The 21,699-nt window shown below is 65.3% G+C and carries 20 protein-coding genes and 1 tRNA gene; 13 read left to right on the top strand and 8 right to left on the bottom strand.

From position 1 onward, the window contains the following. Position 1 precedes the first annotated feature (1 nt). Complete coding sequence (locus BST47_RS00875) at positions 2-355, bottom strand: molybdopterin oxidoreductase (RefSeq protein ID WP_083123309.1); 354 nt, start codon at positions 353-355, stop codon at positions 2-4. A gap of 165 nt (positions 356-520) precedes the next feature. Here BST47_RS00875 and BST47_RS00870 point away from each other — a divergent pair, with 165 nt between their 5' ends. Both BST47_RS00870 and BST47_RS00865 read left to right on the top strand, forming a co-directional pair. Beyond that, positions 521-1,945 (top strand): nitrate/nitrite transporter, encoded by a 1,425-nt coding sequence (locus BST47_RS00870; RefSeq protein ID WP_083123308.1) that lies wholly within the window; start codon positions 521-523, stop codon positions 1,943-1,945. Between the two features lie 109 nt (positions 1,946-2,054). Beyond that, the gene (locus BST47_RS00865; RefSeq protein ID WP_083123307.1) at positions 2,055-5,816 is read left to right on the top strand and encodes a bifunctional nitrate reductase/sulfite reductase flavoprotein subunit alpha; all 3,762 of its coding nucleotides are present in this window, start codon (positions 2,055-2,057) and stop codon (positions 5,814-5,816) included. On the opposite strand, the gene ctaD is transcribed toward BST47_RS00865, so the two are convergent. The 3 genes from ctaD to BST47_RS00850 form a co-directional block, all read right to left on the bottom strand. Next, positions 5,795-7,543: an aa3-type cytochrome oxidase subunit I gene (gene ctaD / locus BST47_RS00860; protein ID WP_083123306.1), complete on the bottom strand. Its 1,749-nt coding sequence runs from the start codon at positions 7,541-7,543 to the stop codon at positions 5,795-5,797. The genes BST47_RS00865 and ctaD overlap by 22 nt on opposite strands. 135 nt (positions 7,544-7,678) lie before the next feature. Beyond that, positions 7,679-8,299: an FMN-binding negative transcriptional regulator gene (locus BST47_RS00855; RefSeq protein ID WP_083123305.1), complete on the bottom strand. Its 621-nt coding sequence runs from the start codon at positions 8,297-8,299 to the stop codon at positions 7,679-7,681. Positions 8,300-8,303: 4 nt separating this feature from the next. Then, positions 8,304-8,389, bottom strand: a tRNA-Leu gene (locus tag BST47_RS00850). Between the two features lie 107 nt (positions 8,390-8,496). Here BST47_RS00850 and BST47_RS00845 point away from each other — a divergent pair. Both BST47_RS00845 and BST47_RS00840 read left to right on the top strand, forming a co-directional pair. Beyond that, positions 8,497-9,840 (top strand): M20/M25/M40 family metallo-hydrolase, encoded by a 1,344-nt coding sequence (locus BST47_RS00845; RefSeq protein WP_083123304.1) that lies wholly within the window; start codon positions 8,497-8,499, stop codon positions 9,838-9,840. 31 nt (positions 9,841-9,871) lie between these two features. Then, positions 9,872-10,402 carry a YbhB/YbcL family Raf kinase inhibitor-like protein gene (locus BST47_RS00840; RefSeq protein ID WP_083123303.1) on the top strand — a complete coding sequence of 177 codons (531 nt, stop codon included), beginning with the start codon at positions 9,872-9,874 and terminating at the stop codon, positions 10,400-10,402. On the opposite strand, the gene BST47_RS00835 is transcribed toward BST47_RS00840, so the two are convergent. From BST47_RS00835 to BST47_RS00825, 3 genes are read right to left on the bottom strand one after another with little or no spacing between them, the layout of a single operon-like run. Beyond that, positions 10,399-11,466, bottom strand: a complete 1,068-nt coding sequence (locus BST47_RS00835) for a quinone-dependent dihydroorotate dehydrogenase (protein WP_207568513.1) — start codon at positions 11,464-11,466, stop codon at positions 10,399-10,401. The genes BST47_RS00840 and BST47_RS00835 overlap by 4 nt on opposite strands. 7 nt (positions 11,467-11,473) lie before the next feature. After that, a complete protein-coding gene (locus BST47_RS00830; RefSeq protein ID WP_207568514.1) occupies positions 11,474-11,734 on the bottom strand; it encodes a DUF5703 family protein in 261 nt (86 codons plus the stop codon). Positions 11,735-11,739: 5 nt separating this feature from the next. Beyond that, complete coding sequence (locus tag BST47_RS00825) at positions 11,740-12,774, bottom strand: YncE family protein (protein WP_083123300.1); 1,035 nt, start codon at positions 12,772-12,774, stop codon at positions 11,740-11,742. 132 nt (positions 12,775-12,906) lie between these two features. Between BST47_RS00825 and BST47_RS00820 the strand changes: the two genes are divergently transcribed. From BST47_RS00820 to BST47_RS00780, 9 genes are all read left to right on the top strand, one after another. Beyond that, positions 12,907-13,215, top strand: a complete 309-nt coding sequence (locus BST47_RS00820) for a hypothetical protein (RefSeq protein ID WP_107528826.1) — start codon at positions 12,907-12,909, stop codon at positions 13,213-13,215. 44 nt (positions 13,216-13,259) lie between these two features. Beyond that, on the top strand, positions 13,260-14,090 hold the full coding sequence (locus BST47_RS00815; RefSeq protein ID WP_083123298.1) for an undecaprenyl-diphosphate phosphatase: 831 nt from the start codon (positions 13,260-13,262) through the stop codon (positions 14,088-14,090). Next, positions 14,087-14,803: a histidine phosphatase family protein gene (locus tag BST47_RS00810; protein WP_083123297.1), complete on the top strand. Its 717-nt coding sequence runs from the start codon at positions 14,087-14,089 to the stop codon at positions 14,801-14,803. The genes BST47_RS00815 and BST47_RS00810 overlap by 4 nt, the downstream gene beginning before the upstream one ends. Before the next feature lie 57 nt (positions 14,804-14,860). Continuing rightward, complete coding sequence (locus tag BST47_RS00805; protein WP_083123296.1) at positions 14,861-15,448, top strand: Rv2134c family protein; 588 nt, start codon at positions 14,861-14,863, stop codon at positions 15,446-15,448. Continuing rightward, positions 15,432-16,277, top strand: a complete 846-nt coding sequence (locus BST47_RS00800) for an Rv2133c family protein (protein ID WP_107528810.1) — start codon at positions 15,432-15,434, stop codon at positions 16,275-16,277. The genes BST47_RS00805 and BST47_RS00800 overlap by 17 nt, the downstream gene beginning before the upstream one ends. A 61-nt stretch (positions 16,278-16,338) precedes the next feature. Continuing rightward, positions 16,339-17,112, top strand: coding sequence for a 3'(2'),5'-bisphosphate nucleotidase CysQ (locus BST47_RS00795; protein ID WP_083123295.1), 774 nt, complete (start codon positions 16,339-16,341; stop codon positions 17,110-17,112). Between the two features lie 58 nt (positions 17,113-17,170). Further along, entirely contained in the window at positions 17,171-18,409 is a 1,239-nt protein-coding gene (gene mshC, locus BST47_RS00790) for a cysteine--1-D-myo-inosityl 2-amino-2-deoxy-alpha-D-glucopyranoside ligase (RefSeq protein ID WP_083123716.1), read from the top strand. A 43-nt stretch (positions 18,410-18,452) separates the two neighbouring features. Next, positions 18,453-19,331 (top strand): SDR family oxidoreductase, encoded by an 879-nt coding sequence (locus tag BST47_RS00785; protein ID WP_083123294.1) that lies wholly within the window; start codon positions 18,453-18,455, stop codon positions 19,329-19,331. Beyond that, positions 19,328-20,764 (top strand): DUF1254 domain-containing protein, encoded by a 1,437-nt coding sequence (locus BST47_RS00780; RefSeq protein ID WP_083123293.1) that lies wholly within the window; start codon positions 19,328-19,330, stop codon positions 20,762-20,764. Before BST47_RS00785 ends, BST47_RS00780 begins: the two co-directional genes overlap by 4 nt. A gap of 13 nt (positions 20,765-20,777) precedes the next feature. Here the strand turns inward: BST47_RS00780 and BST47_RS00775 are convergent, their stop codons facing one another. Continuing rightward, positions 20,778-21,641, bottom strand: coding sequence for a PAC2 family protein (locus BST47_RS00775; RefSeq protein ID WP_207568496.1), 864 nt, complete (start codon positions 21,639-21,641; stop codon positions 20,778-20,780). Between the last annotated feature and the right edge of the window lie 58 nt (positions 21,642-21,699).

Here is a 21,699-nt window from a genome sequence, read left to right as displayed (position 1 = left end):
CTCAGATCTCCACCAGTCCGAGGTCGACGACTACCGTCCCCGTGCAGCCCGCGGGTGCGGCTACGAACAGTTCGAGAACCGTGTCCCCAAGGAGGTCTTCGACCACCCGCAGTGCCACGTGAGTCGCACCGCGGGCGGCAATGGGGAAGTAGCGCATCGGTTTTCCATCGCGGAACAACACCACGGTGACCATGTCGTCGCTGGAATTGCCACCGCGGAAATAAACCGGCTGGGCTACGGAGCCCGCGGGCACCACGTAACGCAGTGAATCGTCGAGCAGCAACGGTTTGTCCAACCCGTTGCCCTCGAAATCGAAGGGGCCCTGCAGGAATCGGGGAGTGCTGCCGTCGCTCACCCTCCCTGAAGCTAGGGTGCATATGTTTCGGATTCGTTTCCGAAGTGAGTCGGCAATGAATCCCCTGGCGCACCCGGGCCTGTGTGGTGGATGTGAGCGGGTGTTGACATTGGCGACACTGCGGTGCAATCGAAGCGGAATAGCCGGGCCGTAGATGTATCCCTCGTGACTACTTTGACCCGTAACCGCACCATCGAGCACTGGGACGCCGAAGACGTGGCGGCCTGGGAGGCCGGTGGCAAGCAGATTGCCAAGCGCAACCTGATCTGGTCCATCTTCGCCGAACACGTCGGCTTCTCGATCTGGTCGATCTGGTCAGTGATGGTGCTGTTCATGCCGCAGAACGTCTACGGAATCGATGCGGCGGGCAAGTTCTACCTGGTGGCGGTGCCCACCTTGGTCGGTGCCTTCATGCGGATCCCGTACACGATCGCGCCCGCCAAATTCGGCGGTCGGAACTGGACGATCGTCAGCGCGCTGCTGCTGTTGATCCCGACTGTCTTGACCTGGTGGGCGATGAAGAGCCCCGGCACGTCCTACACCACGTTCATCGTGGTGGCGGCATTCGCGGGCTTCGGTGGAGGAAACTTCGCCTCGTCGATGACCAATATCAATGCCTTCTACCCGCAGCGGCTGAAGGGCTGGGCACTTGGTCTCAACGCCGGCGGCGGCAATATCGGCGTGCCGGTCATACAGCTCGTCGGTCTGCTGGTGATCGCGGCCGTTTCCAACACCGCACCGGAGATCGTCTGCGCCGTCTACCTGGTGCTGATCGCCTGTGCCGCCATTGGGGCGGCGCTGTTCATGGACAACCTCGGCAATCAGCGTTCGAACCTCGGCGCGTTGGCAGAAGCGTTGCGCTACAAGCACTCCTGGGTGATGAGCTTCCTCTACATCGGTACGTTCGGCTCGTTCATCGGATTCTCCTTCGCGTTCGGTCAGGTGCTGCAGATCAACTTTCTCGCCGGCGGTGACACCGCCGCACAGGCCTCGCTGCACGCGGCTCAGATCTCCTTCCTGGGGCCGCTGCTCGGGTCGATCTCGCGGCCGTTCGGGGGCAAGCTCGCCGACCGGATCGGCGGTGGGCGGATCACCATGTACACCTTCGTGGCGATGATCTTCGCCGCCGGAATCCTGGTGGGTACGGGGATGCTCGACGACAGCACGGCCGGCGCACCGACGGGCGGTCAAATGATCGCTTACGTCGTCGGATTCATCGTGCTGTTCATCCTGTCGGGCATCGGCAATGGATCGACGTACAAGATGATCCCCTCCATCTTCGAGGCGAAGGCCCAGGGTCACGACGACTGGAGCCCCGCGGATAAGGCGGCGTGGTCGCGGAGCATGTCGGGTGCGCTGATCGGTTTCGCCGGTGCCGTCGGAGCTCTGGGTGGCGTGTTCATCAACGTGGTGCTGCGGGCCTCGTACGTCGGTGAAGCCAAGTCCGCGACCAACGCGTTCTGGGTGTTCATGGCGTTCTACGTGATCTGCGCCATAGTCACCTGGGCGGTGTTCCTGCGGATGAAGACTGTGCGGGTCGACACGGGGGAGGACGTCGGCCGCCCGGCCGTCCCTGTTACTGCTGGTTGAGCTGCACAAATGATGCTCACCGCGGGGCGATCCCCGCGGTGAGCATCAGTTTTCCTCCAGATAACGTGCGCGGAAAGATCCCGGAACAGGGTCCGCCCACGATGGACTCATGACCGTCACCCGAACCGCGTGCTCGTACTGCGGAGTCGGCTGCGGCATAACGGTCGAGACCACCACCGACGACGGCCGCGCGGTGATAGCCCGCGTGTCCGGAGACAAGCTCCACCCCACCAACTTCGGCCGGCTCTGCACCAAGGGGTCGACACATGCCGAAATGATGGCCGCGGTCGACGGCCGGCTGACCTCCGCGCTGCTGCGGCCCGCTCGCGGCGAGGAGGCAGTCCCCGTACCGGTCGACGACGCGGTCGCCGAGGCTGGACGGCGGCTGCGCGCTGTCGTCGACGAGCACGGACCCGACGCGGTCGCGCTCTACGTATCGGGCCAGATGTCCATCGAAGCGCAGTATCTGGCCACCAAACTGGCCAAGGGCTTTCTGCGCACCGTGCACATCGAGTCGAACTCACGGCTGTGCATGGCAAGTGCGGGAACCGGTTACAAGCAGTCGCTCGGCGCCGACGGCCCACCGGGGTCGTACACCGACTTCGACTGTGCCGATCTGTTCTTCGTCACCGGCTCCAACATGGCCGACTGCCACCCGATCCTGTACCTGCGGATGGTGGATCGGCTGAAGTCCGGCGCCAAGCTGATCGTCGTCGACCCGCGGCGCACCGCCACGGCCGAACGCGCCGACCTCTTCCTGCAAATCAGACCCGGCACCGACCTCGCACTGCTCAACGGTCTGCTGCACCTGCTCGTCGAAAACGATGACATCGACGCCGATTTCATCGCCGACCACACCGAGGGCTGGGAAACCATGCCCGCCTTCCTTGCCGACTACACACCCGAGGTGGTCGCCCAGATCACCGGCCTCGCCGAAGAAGACATCCGCACCGCCGCGAAGATGATCGGCGAGGCAGGTGAATGGATGAGCTGCTGGACGATGGGGTTGAACCAGAGCACCCACGGCACCTGGAACACCAACGCGATCTGCAACCTGCACCTGGCCACCGGCGCGATCTGCCGACCCGGTAGCGGCCCGATGTCGCTGACGGGGCAGCCCAATGCGATGGGTGGCCGCGAAATGGGTTACATGGGACCCGGTTTGCCCGGCCAGCGTTCTGTCCTCTCGGCTGCCGACCGAGCCTTCGTCGAGCGGCAATGGGGGCTGGAGCCGGGTTCCATCCGGACCGACGTCGGACCCGGCACCATCGACATGTTCAGCCAGCTCGCCGACGGCCGCATCAAGGCGTGCTGGATCATCTGTACCAATCCCGTTGCCACCATGGCTAATCGCGCAACGGTGATCGCCGGGCTGGAAGTCGCTGAACTCGTCATCACGCAGGACACCTATCGCGAGACCGCCACCAACCGGTACGCCGACATCGTGCTGCCCGCCTCGTTGTGGGCCGAGTCCGACGCCGTGATGGTGAACTCCGAGCGTAACGTCACATTATTAGCGCAGTCACTGCCGCCGCGCGGGGAGGCACGGCCCGATTGGCAGTTGATCTGCCAGGTCGCAACGCATCTGGGATTCGGCGAGTATTTTGCCTACGAGTCCAGCGAGCAGATCTTCGACGAGATCCGCCGCTTCTCGAACCCGAAGACCGGCTATGACCTTCGTGGTGTGAGCTATGCACGGCTGCGCGAGACATCGTTGCAATGGCCGTGCCCACCCGGTGACGACAACGACCGTCACCCGATCCGCTACCTCAACGACGGCATCAGCCAGGACTACTTTGTAGACGAGAACGGCCACGCACCACGGCTGGCCTTTCCGACGCCGTCTCGGCGCGCGGTCTTCCACGCCCGACCGCACATGAATCCGCGCGAACTGCCGGACGACGACTTTCCGATGGTGCTCAATACCGGCCGCCTGCAACACCAGTGGCACACCATGACCAAGACCGGCAAGGTCGACGCGCTCAACAGACTGAACAGCGGACCGTTCGTGGAGATCCACCCACTGGATGCCGTTGCGCTTGACATCGTCGGCGATCAACCCGTCGAGCTCAGCACGCGGCGCGGTCGCGCCGTACTCCCCTCAGTCGTCACCGATCGAGTACGGCAGGGAACGTGCTTCGTGCCATTCCACTGGAACGACGAACACGGTGAATATCTGACGGTCAACGCACTCACCAATGACGCCGTCGATCCCGACTCGCTGCAGCCCGAATTCAAGGCCTGTGCCGTCAGCCTGCGACCGTTCGCCGCACCGCTGCGTAAGACCAAGCCTTTGACGCCTCCGGAACTGACCGAGGGGCCGCTCGTGCTGTGGGCGTCGCAGACCGGCACCGCCGAGGAGTTCGCGGGCAAGGTGGCCGCCGCCATCGGCGTGACGAACCTGGTCAACATGAACGACATGGCCCTCGCCGACCTCGCCACGCGCGACGTTCTCATAGTCACCAGCACTTTCGGCGACGGCGGACCGCCCGACAACGGTGCCGAGTTCTGGAGCCGGCTCAACTCCCCGGACGCTCCCACGCTGACGGGTGTGCGCTACGCGGTTCTCGGCATCGGTGACCGCACGTACGACAACTTCTGCGGCCACGCCAAGGCCATCGACACACGGTTGGTCGCGCTGGGCGCCGCACGGTTGCTCGAACGTGTCGAATGCGAGGCTTACGACGACGAACCGATGAGCCGATGGGTGGATCAGGTCGCCGGCCTGCTGGGACGCTCGGTGTCCTCGACGCACGCCGCCGTCGCCGCACCGTTCACCCGCGCGCATCCGATCGTCGCACCGTTGTGCAGGAACGTTCTACTGAGCTCGGCCTCGGCGCTAAAAGAGGTGCGCCAGTTCGGCTTTGACATCTCCGGGTTCGACGTCGGCTACGCGGCCGGTGACTCACTCGGCGTGTACCCGACGAACGATCCGGCCGCCGTCGACGCCTGGCTGGCCGCCACCGGTATGCACGGCGAGCACACCGTCGTCGTCGACGGCACCGAGCAGTCGATGCGCGAGGCGCTGACATCGCGTTATGACTTCTGTCGCGTGACACCGGACCTGCTGCGGTTCATCACGGAGAACAGTCGCGACGCAAAGGCGCTACGCGCCAGCAAGGACAAGCTCGACAAGTGGCTCGTCGGCCGCAACGGAGTCGATCTCGTGCAGGAATTCGTCGTGCACGCCGACCCTGACCAGTGGCTCGAGGTGCTGGTGCGGTTGACCCCGCGCAACTACTCGATATCCTCGAGCCCATTGGTGAGCCCGCACGAGGTGCAGCTGACGGTCTCGGTGGTGCGTTACCGAGGTGCCGACGGCGGTCGGCGTGGGGGAGTGTGCTCGACGTTCCTCGCCGACCGTGCGACGACGGCTCCGGTGTTCCTGCAACGATCCCCGCACTTCCGGCCACCGGAAGACAGCGGAACACCGATGATCATGGTGGGTCCGGGAACGGGTATCGCGCCGTTCCGTGGGTTCCTACAGGAACGTCGCGCGCTCGGCCACGCAGGCCGCAACTGGCTGTTCTTCGGCGATCAACATCGCAGCGAAAACTTCTATTACCGAGACGATTTGGAGGACATGGCCCGCGACGGCTTCCTCAGCCGCCTCGATGTCGCGTTCAGCCGGGACCAGGCCAAGCGGGTCTACGTCCAGCACAAGATGCTTGATCGCGGCGCCGATGTGTGGCGCTGGCTCGACGACGGCGGGCACTTCTACGTATGCGGCGACGCCTCCCGGATGGCCAGCGACGTCGATGCGGCGCTGACGGCGATCATCGAAAAACACGGCGGCATGTCACGTGAGCGGGCCCACGACTACAAACGCGAACTCGTCGCCGCGAAACGCTACGTGCGCGACGTGTACTGAGGCCCTATCGCAGACGTGGTGGCCGGTGTTGGCTCGTGCCCGCGGCCGACGTGTGCTTCGGTGCGTATTCGATCCGCCATGTGCGGATAGTGCAGCTCGAATGCGGGTCGCTCCGAACGGATTCGGGGCAACTCGGTGAAGTTGTGCCGCGGCGGTGGGCAACTGGTGGCCCACTCCAGCGAGTTGCCATAGCCCCACGGATCGTCGACCGTGACCGGCTCGCCGTAGCGCCAGCTCTTGAACACGTTCCACACGAACGGAATCGTCGAGATGCCCAGGATGAACGCGCCGATAGTCGAGATGACGTTCAGAGCGGTGAAGCCGTCCGACGGCAGGTAGTCCGCGTAGCGCCGCGGCATGCCTTCGTTGCCGAGCCAGTGCTGTACCAAGAAGGTGGTGTGGAAGCCGATGAACGTCAGCCAGAAGTGCAGCTTGCCCAGGCGTTCGTCGAGCAATCGGCCCGTCATCTTCGGGAACCAGAAGTAGATGCCGGCGTAGGTAGCGAACACGATCGTGCCGAAGAGCACGTAGTGGAAGTGCGCCACGACGAAGTACGAGTCGGTGACGTGGAAGTCGATCGGAGGGCTGGCCAGCATGACGCCCGACAGCCCGCCGAGCAGGAAGGTGACCATGAAGCCCACCGAAAAGAGCATCGGTGTTTCAAACGTCAACTGGCCCTTCCACATCGTGCCTATCCAGTTGAAGAACTTGATACCGGTCGGCACCGCGATCAGGAAAGTCATGAAACTGAAGAACGGCAGCAGCACCGCGCCGGTCGCGAACATGTGGTGCGCCCACACCGCCATCGAGAGCGCCGCGATGCTGAACGTCGCATACACCAGCGTGGTGTAACCGAAGATCGGCTTGCGGGAGAACACCGGCACCACTTCGCTGATGATCCCGAAGAAGGGCAGCGCGATGACATACACCTCGGGGTGGCCGAAGAACCAGAACAAGTGCTGCCACAGAATCACACCGCCATTGGCCGGGTCGTAGATGTGCGCCCCAAGGCGGCGGTCAGCGGCCAGGCCGAACAGCGCCGCGGTCAGTAGCGGGAAGATCAGCAGCACCAGGATCGACGTCACCAGAATGTTCCAGGTGAAGATCGGCATGCGGAACATCGTCATGCCCGGTGCGCGCATGCAAACCACCGTGGTGATCATGTTGACGCCGCCCAGGATGGTGCCAAGACCACCGACCCCAAGACCGAAGATCCACAAGTCACCGCCCACCCCGGGCGAGTGGATCGCGTCGGTCAGCGGCGAGTATGCGGTCCAACCGAAGTCGGCGGCACCACCCGGGGTGATGAAACCACTCATGGCAATCAGCGCGCCGAAGAGGAACAGCCAGAAGCTCAGCGCGTTCAGGCGCGGGAACGCCACGTCGGGTGCGCCGATCTGCAGCGGCAGCACCAGGTTGGCGAACCCGAACACGATCGGGGTGGCGTAGAACAGCAGCATCGCCGTGCCATGCATGGTGAACAGCTGGTTGTACTGCTCGTTGGACAGAAACTGCAGCCCCGGCATCGCCAGCTCGCCACGGATGAACAGCGCCATCAGCCCACCGATGAAAAAGAAGATGAAGCAGACGACGCAGTACATGATGCCAATCAACTTGTGATCGGTGGTGGTGATCAGCTTGTAGACCAGGCTGCCCTTCGGGCCGAGCCGGGCCGGGAACGGACGGCGCAGCTGGACATCTGTAACCGGGGGCGCTTCCGCCGTCATGGCATCCCATTCGCCGTGATAGTCGATGTGTGACTGTGCGATTCAGTTCAACATCGGCACCGGTAGGCGCGACTAGGGGCTTTCGTCACCACATCCGGCCATGGCCATCAGATTCCGTCTCGTCGTCGACTCTCCTTACAGCGCGGTGTCCATCGCCGCCGCGACTTTCGCTGCTTCGTAGTCCTGTTCTTCAAGAAGGCCTTTGATGACCCCGCGCCGGTCGGCCTCCGAGCGGTTCTGGCTCAGTTTCGCCTTGCCCTCGACGCGGGTGACGGCGATCTCGAGCCCCACGATTCCGCCGAGCTGGCCGTCGATGTAGCGCTCGGGCGCGTCGCTGACGTGCCACGGCTCACTACGCACGTCCTCGTGCACACCGGTCAATCGGGTGACGACGTCGCGCAGCCATTCCCTGTCCTCGTGGACCCGTACCGTGCCGGACAGGTGGACAGCGCTGTAGTTCCACGTTGGCACCACCCGGCCGTGCTCGGCCTTTGCCGCATACCACGACGGGCTGACGTAGGCCTGCGGCCCCGAAGAGATCAACAGCGCCGGGCTGCCGGGAGCAATGGACTTCCACTGTGGGTTGGCCTTCGCCATGTGCGCCAGCACGACGTCGCCCTCCCACATGATCGGCAGCAGTGTGGCGACAGGAACCCCGTCAGGATGGACCGTGACGAACTCGGCCGATCTCGCCGCCGCTACGAAGCGCCGAATCTCGCCGTCGTCATCGATCCGGTTGAAAGACGGGATATACATGTTGTGTCCGAGGGGGGACTTGAACCCCCACGCCCGTTAATAGGGCACTAGCACCTCAAGCTAGCGCGTCTGCCATTCCGCCACTCGGACCAGTTCGAAGGCAGCTTAGGTTATCGGATCACCCAGGCCGGACCCAAACCAAGGGAGACACGACCTTGGGGCGGGGCGCAGCCCGTGAGGAAAGCCGAGTGGTACGAATGGTGACTGTGAGCCCTCCGTCTGCAGCCGAAGCCGAGGTCGTTGATCTCGTCAGCGCGCTCATCCGCTTCGACACGTCGAACACCGGCGAGCCCGAAACCACCAAAGGCGAGGCCGAATGTGCCGCCTGGGTGACCGCACAACTGCAGGAAGTCGGCTACGAAACCGAAACCATCGAAGCCGGCGCGCCCGGACGCGCCAATGTGTTCGCGCGGCTGGAAGGGGCTGATCGCCGGCGCGGCGCCCTGATGCTGCACGGGCACCTCGACGTGGTGCCCGCCGAAGCCGCCGACTGGAGCGTCCATCCGTTCTCGGGCGCGGTCGAGAACGGTTACGTCTGGGGTCGCGGCGCGGTCGACATGAAAGACATGGTCGGGATGATGATCGCCGTCGCCCGCCACTTCAAACGCTCGGGCACCGTCCCCCCACGTGACCTCGTTTTCGCCTTCGTCTCCGACGAGGAGGCGGGCGGCAACTACGGCTGCAAATGGCTGGTCGACAACCGCCCCGACCTCTTCGAGGGCATCACCGAGGCGATCGGCGAGGTCGGCGGTTTCTCGCTGACGATCCCGCGCCGTGACGGCGGTGAGCGGACGTTGTATCTGATCGAGACCGCCGAGAAGGCGATGCTGTGGATGCGCCTGACGGCGCGCGGGCGTGCCGGCCACGGGTCGATGATTCACGACAACAACGCCGTCACCGCGGTCGCCGACGCAGTCGCAAAGCTCGGCAAGCACCAGTTCCCCGTGGTCCTCACCGAGTCGGTGGAGCAGTTCCTGACCGCCGTCGCCGACGAGACCGGCTATACGTTCGACGTCGACTCACCCGATCTCGAGGGCGCCATCGCCAAACTCGGCCCGATCGCCCGCATCGTCGGTGCGACGCTGCGTGACACCGCCAACCCGACCATGCTCAAGGCGGGCTACAAGGCCAACGTCATCCCGGCCACGGCCGAGGCGGTGGTCGACTGCCGCGTACTGCCCGGCCGGCTGGCCGCCTTCGAACGCGAGGTCGACGAGATCATCGGCCCCGATGTCACCCGCGAATGGATCACCAACCTGCCGTCCTACGAGACCGGCTTCGACGGGGAGCTGCTCGACGCGATGAACGCCGCGATCCTGTCCGCGGATCCGGACGCCCGCACGGTTCCGTACATGCTGTCCGGCGGTACCGACGCGAAACACTTTGCGCGCCTCGGCATTCGCTGCTTCGGCTTCGCTCCGCTCAAACTGCCGCCGGACCTCGACTTCGCCGCTCTGTTCCACGGCGTGGACGAACGGGTACCCGTTGACGCATTGACGTTCGGCACCCGGGTTCTCGAACATTTTCTGCTGAACTGCTGACCGCACGACTGACCACTCGAAAGGATCGAAAATGGCGTTTGACTACAACCCCTACGACTTCCTGCCGCAGCTTCCGACGTTCAAGGTGACGTCGCAGTCATTCGAAGACGGCCAGCCTTGGTCCAACGACCAGGTCAGCGGCATCATGGGCGCCGGCGGATCCGACATCTCACCGCAGCTGTCATGGTCCGGCTTCCCCGAGGAGACCCGCAGTTTCGCGGTCACCGTCTACGACCCCGATGCGCCGACGGCTTCGGGATTCTGGCACTGGGCGGTCGCGAACCTACCCGCGACCGTGACCGACCTGCCCGCCGGTGCCGGCGATGGAAGCAGTTTGCCGGGTGACGCGCTCACGTTGGCCAACGACGCCGGCGCGAAGCGGTTCATCGGCGCCGCCCCGCCCGCCGGACACGGTCAGCACCGCTACATCGTCGCCGTCCACGCCGTCGGTGTGGAGAAGCTCGACCTTCCCGCAGAGGCCACCCCCGCCTATCTCGGCTTCAACCTCTTCGGGAACGCGATCGCGCGCGCCATCATCACCGGGACCTACGAACAGAACTAGTTCTCGCGAACGGCCGAGCCCACCGCATCCGCCAACGACGCGAACCCTCCGTCGTGCAGGCGGTGAGCCAGGCTGTCGTGAATGCGCTTGGCCCACAGCCCGCCGCCGTAGATGAAGCCGGTGTAGCCCTGCAGCAGTGATGCGCCCGAGACGATACGGTCCCAGGCATCCTGTGCGGTTTCGATTCCGCCGACGCTGATGAGCACCAACTGGCCGCCCACGCGCCGGTACAGCCGCCGCAGCACCTCCGCGGACCGCTGCGCGACGGGCGCTCCGGAGATGCCGCCCGAACCCAGCTCATCGACTCCCGGCGTCTTCAGACCCGCCCGAGACACCGTGGTGTTGGTGGCGACGATACCGGCCAACCCCAATTCGACTGCAAGATCAGCGATCTCGTCGATCTCCTCGTCGGCCAGATCGGGCGCGATCTTCACCAGCACGGGAGTCGTCGTCTCCGCTTGGACCGCCGCGAGGATGGGCCGCAGCGATTCGACCGCCTGCAGATTGCGCAGACCCGGCGTGTTCGGCGAGCTGACGTTCACCACCATGAACGACGCCAACGGCCCGAGCAGGCGGGCACTCTCGGCGTAGTCCTCGACCGCCGACTCGGGCGGGGTGGTCTTGGTCTTGCCGATGTTGACGCCGATCGGCACCTCGGGGCTTTGGCGTGCGAGCTGAATGGCCAACTCACCGGCCCCGTGGTTGTTGAACCCCATCCGGTTGAGCAGGGCCCGGTCCTCGGGCAGCCGGAACATCCGCGGCTGCGGGTTGCCCGGCTGCGCCACCGCGGTCACGGTGCCGACTTCGGCGTAACCGAAACCCAGTGCGCCCCAGGTCTTCAACCCCAGGCCATCCTTGTCGAATCCGGCGGCCAAGCCCAGTGGAGCCGGGAAAGTCACCCCGAACACCGTGCTCGCCAACACCGGATCGCGGGGCGCCAGCCATCGCGTCAGCGGACGACGCGTGACCGCCAAGGCGGTGACGGCCCGCAACAGCGCGAAGATCCAGGTGTGAATGCGTTCGGGCGCAATCAGAAACAGCATCCGCTGCAGCGCGCGGTACATCATGAGCTCACGGCGCGGGCTGCTCCGGGACAACAGTTTCTCGAGCCGCAGACTTCTTGCGGCGCAGCAGCACCCGCCGCGACCCATCGGTGTACAGCCGCACGCGGGTCAGCTCCCATCCGCGGTATTCTGCCTCGATCGACAACCGGGTCGAGGCGTTGATCCGCGTCAGATCGGGCGGCAGCCGCAACGGAATCCATTCGTAATCGTCGGACAGATCAGCCGCAATCACCTCCGCCCAGCCCTCGGGCATCCGGCCGCGCTGCATCGTCGTCACGAGCCCACCGCAGCACCCGGGATCATCTGCACGCCCGCCCCTGAGCCCGACACCACGTAGAGGGTGCCGGAGGATTCATCGAATACCAGGGAGTTCGGCTGTTGCACGGTTCGATAGCGCACCTTCTCGACGGGGATGCCGGTTGACAAATCGTAGCCAACCACGGCGTTCGACGCAGTCTGCGACACCCAGGCCAGCGTCGAAGTTCCGGCCAGACCATACGGCGCGTCCCGCACCGGATATGCCTGGCGAAGAATCAGCGGGTCGACGCCGTACACCAGCAGTTGGCCGCCGCGGGTGTCGGCCACCAAGACCCTGCCCGCGTCGTCCGCCGCCATCGTGGTCGCGCCCTCGCCGGCGCGCAGTGCGTGCTCGCCCTCGGCGCCGTCTTCTGACAGGGCGGTCACGGAGGTCTGTCCACGGTCCAGCACCACCGCGGTATTTCCTTGTGTGACAAGATCATCCACTCGGGCGAAGATCTTCAGCTGCGCGCCGACAGCGGTGTCGGAGCTCAACGTGAAGACGCTTCCGTCAGCGCTGCCGAGCACCAATTTGCCGTCCTCGCGGCGCGCTATCGCGGTGAAGTCGGTGTCCTGCTGCCCCTCGACATCGACCAGCGTCGCGGTGTCCTCGACGAGGTCTACCCGGAAATAGCCTCCGCGCGTCGACACGTACAGCTGACCTTCGTCGTCTCCGGTCATCGCCGTGGCGATTCCCGGTAGGGGTACGACCCGGGAGCCGTCGACCTCGCCGAGGACTGTGACCACAGACTCCTCGGCGGATTTCGGACTGAGCACGGCCAACGACGCGGTTCTCGCGTCGAATATCGCGGCGATCGCATGGTCGGGCAGCGGCTCCACCGAACCGTCCGGCTTATCCGTCGCCGCTGGCGACACGGCGGCCTGAGCAGGGGTGATAGTCGGTGGCGGCGCATCGACACGGGTCGATGTGCACCCCGAAATGCCGCCGATTGCCAACGCGATGGCCAAAAAGCGAAAAACCTGACGTCTGCTGTTTACGCGAATCGGCAAGGGGTAGCTCTCGGACGTGCGAATTGGATCTTCTCTCGACCTGCAGTCTAGGCAGACCACGAACCGAGATATCGCGTGCAGGTTCTCGCGCCCGCCTGTCTCACCGTCATGAGTAGAGTTATGGTCGATGTCATGACCCTTGCCGCAGACCGTGAACTGGGAAGCCAAGAGTTTGCTATTGAAGACATTTCCACTGGTGTGCACGCTAGTGGATTTGGCCAAATTGGCGACGGCCGGAGCTTTTCATTTCACGTCGAACGCCAGTCACTGATGATCGAGGTGTACCGCCCACGGCTGACCGGGCCGGTTCCGCAAAGCGAGGACATTGTCGCGGTCGGCAGCCGCAAGCTGATCGACATCGACCTCAACGACAGGCGGAGCCTGGCGGCGGCCGTACGTGACGCGGTGGCCGAAGCGCAGCCGGTGCGACCCATCCGCTGACACCGCCCCCCGGTACGGTCGTCGTCGTGGCGGACGTAGCGGCGATGTCGTGGGTCCAGGTGGTCGTTCTCGCGATCCTGCAGGGTCTGACGGAGTTCCTGCCGGTGTCGTCGTCCGGACACCTGGCGATCGCGTCGCGGGTCTTCTTCACCGACGACGCCGGCGCTTCGTTCACCGCGGTCACCCAGCTCGGCACCGAGGTGGCGGTGCTCATCTACTTCGCGCGTGACATCGCGCGCATCATCAAGGCGTGGTTCAACGGCCTCCTCGTGACCGCCCACCGCACCGCCGACTACTGGCTCGGCTGGTGGGTCATCATCGGAACGATCCCGATCAGCGTGCTCGGTCTATTGTTCAAAGACCAAATCCGAACGGGCGCACGCAATCTGTGGTTGATCGCGATCGCGTTGATCGTGTTCTCGGCGGTCATCGCCGCGGCGGAGTACTACGGCCGCCAAGCGAGACGAGTCGAACAGCTCACATGGAAGGACAGCATCATCGTCGGCCTCGCGCAATGCCTTGCGTTGATACCGGGTGTGTCGAGATCCGGCGCGACGATCAGCGCCGGCCTGTTCCTCGGCATGGACCGTGAGCTGGCCGCACGTTTCGGCTTCCTGCTCGCCATCCCGGCGGTGTTCGCGTCGGGCCTGTATTCGCTGCCCGATGCGTTTCATCCGGTCGGGGAGGGAATGAGTGCCACCGGTCCGCAGCTGTTGGTCGCAACGCTGATCGCGTTGGTCGTCGGCTATGCCGCCGTCGCCTGGTTCCTGCGATTCCTGATCCAACACAGCATGTACTGGTTCGTCGGATACCGAGTGCTGCTCGGCACCGTCGTGCTGATCCTGCTCGGCACCGGGGTGGTGTCGGCGGTATGACGGTCATCCTGCTGCGTCACGGGCGGTCGACGTCGAACACCGCCCACACACTCGCAGGCCGCAGCGAGGGTGTCGACCTGGATGACAAGGGCCAGGAACAGGCTCAGGGGCTGATTGCGCGCATCGGCGCTCTGCCGGTCCGCGCGATCGTGCGATCACCGCTGCTGCGGTGCGAACGCACAGTCGCGCCGCTGGCTGCCACGCTGGGCCTCGATCCCGTCGTCGACGAGCGCATCTCCGAGGTCGACTACGGCGCGTGGACCGGGCGCAAGATCGGCGAACTGGTCAAGGAGCCGCTGTGGGCGGTTGTGCAGCAGCAGCCCAGCGCGGCGGTGTTCCCAGACGGGGAAGGGCTCGCCGCGGTCCAGGCGCGCGCTGTGGGCGCGGTGCGCGAGCACGACCGTCGGCTGGCCGAACAGCACGACGGTGACGTGTTGTGGATCGCCTGCACGCACGGCGACGTGATCAAGGCCGTCGTCGCCGATGCGCTCGGAACGCATCTCGACAGCTTCCAGCGGATCACCGCGGACCCCGCCTCGATGAGTGTGATCCGTTACACGGCGATGCGGCCGTTCGTCATCCACGTCAACCACACCGGTGAGCAACTGACCGCCGGCCTACTGGCAAAACCGCCGAAGGACGGTGCCGAGGACGCGTCCGACGACAGGGGCGTGCCACCCGAAGACGCGGTCGTGGGTGGCTCGACCGACTGACCGGTGAACCCCCGGGATTGCGGCTGACGCGGCCGTTACCGGTATTTTGGAGATGCCATGGCCCGCGCTATTCACGTCTTCCGAACACCCGACCGCTTCGTGGCCGGGACCGTCGGGCAACCGGGAAACCGGACCTTCTACCTGCAGGCCGTTCATGACAAGCGGGTGGTGTCGGTGATCTTGGAGAAGCAGCAGGTTGCGGTGCTAGCCGAACGTATCGCCGCATTGTTGCTCGAGATCAACCGGCGATTCGGCACGCCGGTGCCGCCCGAGACCGGCGAGGTTGACGACCTGAGTCCGCTGATCACCCCTGTGGACGCTGAATTCCGGGTCGGGACCATGGGGCTCGGCTGGGACTCCGAGGCGCAGACCGTCGTCGTCGAACTGCTCGCGGTGTCGGAGACCGAGTTCGACGCGTCCGTGGTGCTCGACGACGCGGAAGACGGCCCCGACGCGGTGCGGGTCTTTCTGACGCCGGAATCCGCGCGTCAGTTCGCGACGCGCTCCAACCGGGTCATCTCGGCGGGCCGTCCGCCATGCCCGCTGTGCGACGAACCGCTCGATCCCGAGGGTCACATCTGCGTACGCACCAACGGCTATCTGCGTGGCGCCATCACCGGTTCCGACGATGACGCCGTCGAATAGCCAATCGGACTCCGCTCGTGAAGCCAACGAGGTGCTGCGGCGCGGTGAGCTGACCGTCATCGGACGGATCCGCTCCGCAAGCAACGCCACCTTCCTGTGCGAGGCGCATCTCGGTGAGCGGCAAGCGCATTGCGTCTACAAGCCGATCAGGGGGGAGGCACCCCTGTGGGACTTCCCGGATGGCACACTGGCCGGTCGTGAACTGAGTGCGTACCTCGTGTCGGACGCGCTGGGGTGGAACATCGTGCCGTACACCATTATTCGGGATGGCCCTGCCGGGCCCGGCATGTTGCAGCTTTGGGTCGACCAGCCAGGCGAGAGCCTAGGAGAGGTCGGCGATGAACCCAAAGCGGGACCGGACCTCGTCGACCTGTTGCCCGCCGGGCAGATTCCGCCGGGCTTCCTGCCGATCCTGCAGGCCTACGACTACGCAGGCGACGAGGTGACGCTCGTGCACGCCGACGATGTCCGGCTACGCCGGATGGCCGTCTTCGATGTGCTGATCAACAACGCCGACCGCAAGGGCGGCCACATCCTGTCCGGAGTCGACGGGCATGTGTACGGCGTCGACCACGGCGTCAGCCTGCATGTCGCGGACAAGCTCAGAACGGTGCTGTGGGGCTGGGCGGGCAAGCCGGTGGACGAGGAGAGCCTGGAAGCTGTCGCCGCTCTGCGCGACCAGCTGGCCAATGGCTTGGCGGACACGCTCTGTGCGCACATCACCGAGCGTGAGATCGCCGCCCTGAAGGCGAGAACTGTTGCACTGATTGATGATCCGGTGATGCCCGCCCCGGACCGACGACGCCCGATACCGTGGCCGGCGTTCTAGTCCCAGTTGTCACAGCGGATCCTGTGGTGAGCGCAACCGGGTCGTTGGCGATACTGACCGGATGACTCTCACCGATGCCGCGCTGGCCGCCGAGGTGGCCAAAGACGCCGGTGAGATGTTGCTGGGGGTGCGTGAGGAGATCGGCTTCTACGATCCCTACGAACTGGGCGACGAGGGTGACCGGCGCGCCAACACCCTGATCCTCAACCGGCTGCGGGCCGAGCGTCCCGACGACGCGGTTCTGTCCGAAGAGGCGGCCGACGACATTTCCCGTGTTCAAGCCGATCGCGTCTGGATCGTCGACCCTGTCGACGGCACCCACGAGTTCTCGATGCCCGGCCGAACCGACTGGGCGGTGCACATCGCACTGTGGCAACGCAACGACGGCCCGAACGGCGGCGGCATCACCGACGCCGCAGTGGCCCTGCCTGCCCGCGGCGAGGTGTACCGAACCGACACGGTGGTCCCTCCGCCGCCCCGTGCCGAAGGACCGATCCTGATCACGGCCAGCGCCAACCGTCCACCGCCGGTGCTGTGGTGGCTACGGGACCGGCTGGACATCAGGCTGGTGCGGATCGGGTCGGCAGGCGCCAAGGCCATGGCCGTGGTCCGCGGCGACGTCGACGCATACCTGCACGCCGGCGGTCAGTGGGAGTGGGATTCGGCGGCCCCCGCCGGTGTGGTGGCGGCGGCCGGCATGCACGCGACCCGCCTCGACGGCTCGCCGCTGATCTACAACCGGGCCGATCCCTACCTTCCCGACCTGCTGATGTGCCGAGCCGAGCTGGCCGATGTGCTGCTCGAGGGCATCCTGTCGGCCTACCGGAACCGCTGAGCCGGGAATGAATCGGCCGCACGCGGTGTCCAATTCCCTGATGCCTAAAGTCGACGTCATGAAATCGTGGCCCGCGCCGACTGTCCCGGCCCTTGGCGGCCGCGGTCCGCAGCTACGCCTCTACGACAGCGCCGACCGACAGGTGCGCCCCGTCACCGCCGGCGAGGTCGCCACCATGTACGTCTGCGGCATCACCCCGTACGACGCCACCCACCTGGGCCACGCCGCCACCTATCTGACCTTCGACCTCGTCCACCGGGTGTGGCTGGATTCGGGTCATCGAGTGCATTACGTGCAGAACATCACCGACATCGATGACCCGCTGTTCGAGCGGGCCGAGCGCGACGGCATCGGCTGGCGCGAGCTGGCCGACCGCGAGACCGAGCTGTTCCGTGCGGACATGGCGGCCCTGCGGGTACTACCGCCACACGACTATGTGGCCGCCACGGAAACGATCGCCGAGGTCATCGAAGTGGTGGAGAAGCTGTTGGCCGCGGGCACGGCCTACGTCGCCGATGACGCCGAGCACCCCGACGTGTACTTCCGCGCCGACGCCACACCGCAGTTCGGCTACGAGTCGGGATACGACCGCGACACCATGATGCGGTTGTTCGCCGAACGCGGCGGCGACCCGGACCGCGCGGGTAAGGGCGACGCGCTGGACGCGCTGTTGTGGCGGGCGCAGCGGCCCGGCGAGCCGAGTTGGCCGTCGCCGTTCGGAGCCGGGCGGCCGGGCTGGCACGTTGAATGCGCCGCGATCGCGCTTAGCCGCATCGGCACCGACCTGGACATCCAGGGTGGCGGCTCCGATCTGATCTTCCCTCACCACGAATTCTCCGCCGCGCACGCCGAATCCGTCACGGGGGAGCGGCGTTTCGCCCGTCACTACGTGCACGCAGGCATGATCGGGTGGGATGGGCACAAGATGAGCAAGAGCCGGGGCAACCTGGTACTAGTGTCCCAGTTGCGCGCAGACGGCGTCGATCCCGGGGCGATCCGACTTGGGCTGTTCGCGGGTCATTACCGCACCGATCGCTTCTGGAGTCCTGCGGTGCTCGACGAGGCGAATGACCGGTTGCAGCGCTGGCGACACGCGGTGGCCCAGCCGGCAGGGCCCGACGCCGCCGACGTGGTGGCGCGCGTTCGACGCTATCTTGCTGACGATCTCGATACCCCGAAAGCCCTTGCCGCACTTGACGGCTGGACGACCGATGCGCTCACCTACGGCGGCCACGACCCGCAAGCGCCGCAGATCGTGGCCGGTGCCGTCGACACGTTGCTCGGTATCAAGCTGTAGGTCTGCCAAGCGCAGACCTGGGTGCGGAGTACGTTTGACGGCCATGGGTTCTGTGAACGGAAAAGTCGTCCTGATCACCGGCGCGGCCAACGGCATCGGCGCCGAGGTGGCCCAGCGGCTCCACGACAAGGGCGCCAAGCTGGTGCTCACCGATCTGGATGAGGTCCAGCTGAAGAGCCTGGCCACCAGGCTCGGCGAGGACCGTGTGCTGACCGCGGTCGCGGACGTACGCGATCTCGCCGCGATGCAAACAGCCACCGATGCAGGTATCGAGCGGTTCGGTGGCATCGACGTCGTCATGGCCAACGCCGGCATCGCCACCCACGGATCGCTGCTGGCGGTCGATCCCCAGGCGTTCAAGACGCTGATCGACGTCAACGTTCTCGGCGTCTTCCACACCGTGCGTGCGGCACTGCCGTCCGTCATCGAGCGGCGCGGATATGTGTTGATCGTGTCCTCGGCCGCCGCCTACGCGCCCGCGGCGGGCATGGTGCCCTACGACACGTCGAAGGCGGGTGTGGAACACTTCGCCAACGCCCTTCGCCTCGAGCTCGCGCACCGGGGAGTCGACGTCGGATCCGCACACATGCTGTGGATCGACACACCGTTGGTCCGGGAATCCAAGGACGAACTGGCGTCCTTCGAAGACATGTTGCGCAACCTGCCAGGGCCGCTCGGCAAGACGACGTCGGTGGAGAAGTGCGGTGAGGCGTTCGTCAAGGGCATCGAGGGCCGCAAACGCCAGATCAACTGCCCTGGCTTCGTCGGCCTGCTGCGCTGGTTGAAACCCCTGCTGTCGTCCCGGCTGGGCGAGTCGAGCACGCTGAAGAACGTTCCCGAACTGCTGTCGCGGACGGACGCCGAAGTGGCCGCGCACGGCCGCTCGATGAGCGCACGCACAGAAGCACTCGAGAAGCGTTGATCCGCCGTTTCGCGGCTCTCACGGCCGCCCTCGCCGTGCTGGCCGGCTGTGGCACCGAAAAGGCCGACGACAGTGCGACACCGGCCCCGTCGCCGGAGAGTTCCAGCGCAGTCTCCCTCGAACAGACCCGCGCCATCGCCAAAGATGCCTACATCTACGGCTTCCCGATGGTCGACAACTACCGGGTCATGTACTCGTATTTCGTCAACAAAGAAGATCCTGAGTACAAGGGCGGTTGGAACGAAGTCCTCAGCACCGCACAGGTTTACACGCCGGAGGACAAGGCGGTTCAGACGCCGAATTCCGACACGCCGTATTCCACCGTCGGCGCGGATCTACGTGCAGAGCCGCTCGTGCTGACCGTTCCGCCGATCGAGCAGGACCGCTATTACTCGTTGCAGTTCGTGGACCTCTACACCTACAACATGGCCTACCTGGGAAGTCGTACAACCGGCAACGGAGGCGGCAAATACCTTCTGGCGGGCCCCAATTGGCAGGGCGAGAAGCCAGCGGGCATCGACGAGGTCATCAGGTCCGACACCGATCTCGCGATGGTGCTCTACCGAACCCAGTTGCTGGGCCCCTCCGATATCGACCAGGTCAAGAAGATCCAGGCCGGCTACCAGGCAACACCGCTGTCGGTCTATCTGAACCAGCCGGCGCCGCCGCCGGCACCGCCGATCGACTTCGTGCCACCGCTGACTCGCGATCAGCAGAAAACCTCGCCCCAGTTCTTCGAGATCCTGAGTTTCGCGCTGCGGTTCGCGCCCACGCTGCCGTCCGAGAAGGATCTGCGCGCCCGATTCGCCACCATCGGAGTCGGACCCGACGGCAGTTTCGACGCCGACGAGCTGAGCCCGCAGATGCGTGCCGCCATCGAGGGTGGGATGACCGACGCGTGGACGGAGTTCGACGCGTTCAAGAAGGCGAAGGTCGACACCGGTGAAGTGGGGTCGGCCCAATTCTTCGGCACGGCAGAGGATCTCAAGGGCAACTACCTGTACCGCATGGCCGGCGCCGTCTTTGGCATCTACGGCAATACCGCCGCGGAGGCGCTGTATCCGGGCATCGTCAACGACAGCACGGGTGCACCGCTGACAGGCGCCGACAATTACGTCGTGAAGTTCCCCGCCGGTCAGCTGCCGCCGGTGAACGCATTTTGGTCACTGACCATGTACGAGCTTCCGCAGAGTCTGCTGGTCGCGAATCCGATGCAGCGCTATCTGATCAACTCGCCGATGCTGCCCAGCCTCCTACGAGATCCCGACGGCGGCTACACGATCTATGTCCAGAACGCATCGCCTGGCATCGAAAAGGAGGCCAACTGGCTGCCCGCGCCGAAGGGTCCCTTCCAGATGGTGCTGCGGCTGTACTGGCCCAAGCCCGATGCGCTGAACGGAACCTGGAAACCGCCACAAGCGGTGAAAACCTGATCTCGCCGGGCAATCAGCCTCGAAAACCCGGTCCGCGACGGCGCAGATAACGCTCGAACTCGGCGGCCAGGGCGTCGCCGTCGATCTTGCCGATCGCCTCGTGCATATCGACTTCAGCATCGCCGCGTTCCTCCAGCGACTGCACGTACTCGGCGATGTCGTCGTCCTCGGAGGTCATCTCGGTCACCGCCAGTTCCCATTCCTCGGCCTGCGTCGGCAGGTCGGCGAGTGGCACCTCGATGTCCAGGACGTCCTCGACGCGGCGCAACAACGCGACGGTGGCCTTGGGATTCGGCGGCTGCGACACGTAATGGGGGACGGCGGCCCAGAACGTCACTGCGGGAATGCCGGCCTGCACACAGGCGTCCTGGAACACCCCGGCGATGCCGGTCGGCCCCTCATAGCGCGTCTCCTCGAGGCCGAAGGCCTTCGCCGAGTCGGGAGAGTAGGCCGCTCCCGACACCGGAACCGGGCGCGTGTGTGGGGTGTCGGCCAGCAGCGCGCCGAGGATGACGACTGTCTGCACGTTGAGCTTGTCCGCGATCGCCAACAACTCGGCGCAGAACGTGCGCCAGCGCATGTTGGGCTCGACGCCGTGCATCAGCACGATATCGCGGTCCGAGCCGGGCGGACGGCAGTGCGAAATTCGCATCGACGGCCACACCAGCTCGCGGGTCACCCCATCGACCTGCCGAATCACCGGCCGGTTGACCTGGTAGTCGTAGTACGCCTCGTCGTCGATCTCCACAATCGGCTCGGCTTCCCAGATGGCGTCCAGGTGCTCCAGCGCATCGCTCGCAGCGTCCCCGGCATCGTTCCAGCCCTCGAAGGCCGCGACGACGATCGTGTCGCTCAAGTCGGGCAGATTCGGCGTCACCAGGCCAGCGTAAGCCCTGTGTGGTGGCTTGGAGCGGCATCGCCACACGGGTTGAATC

It is taken from the genome of Mycolicibacterium tusciae (genome assembly GCF_002086795.1).
Classification (GTDB): Bacteria; Actinomycetota; Actinomycetes; order Mycobacteriales; family Mycobacteriaceae; genus Mycobacterium; species Mycobacterium tusciae.
Note: the sequence above shows the minus strand (reverse complement) of the source record. Positions and strands in the feature narration are given on the sequence as shown.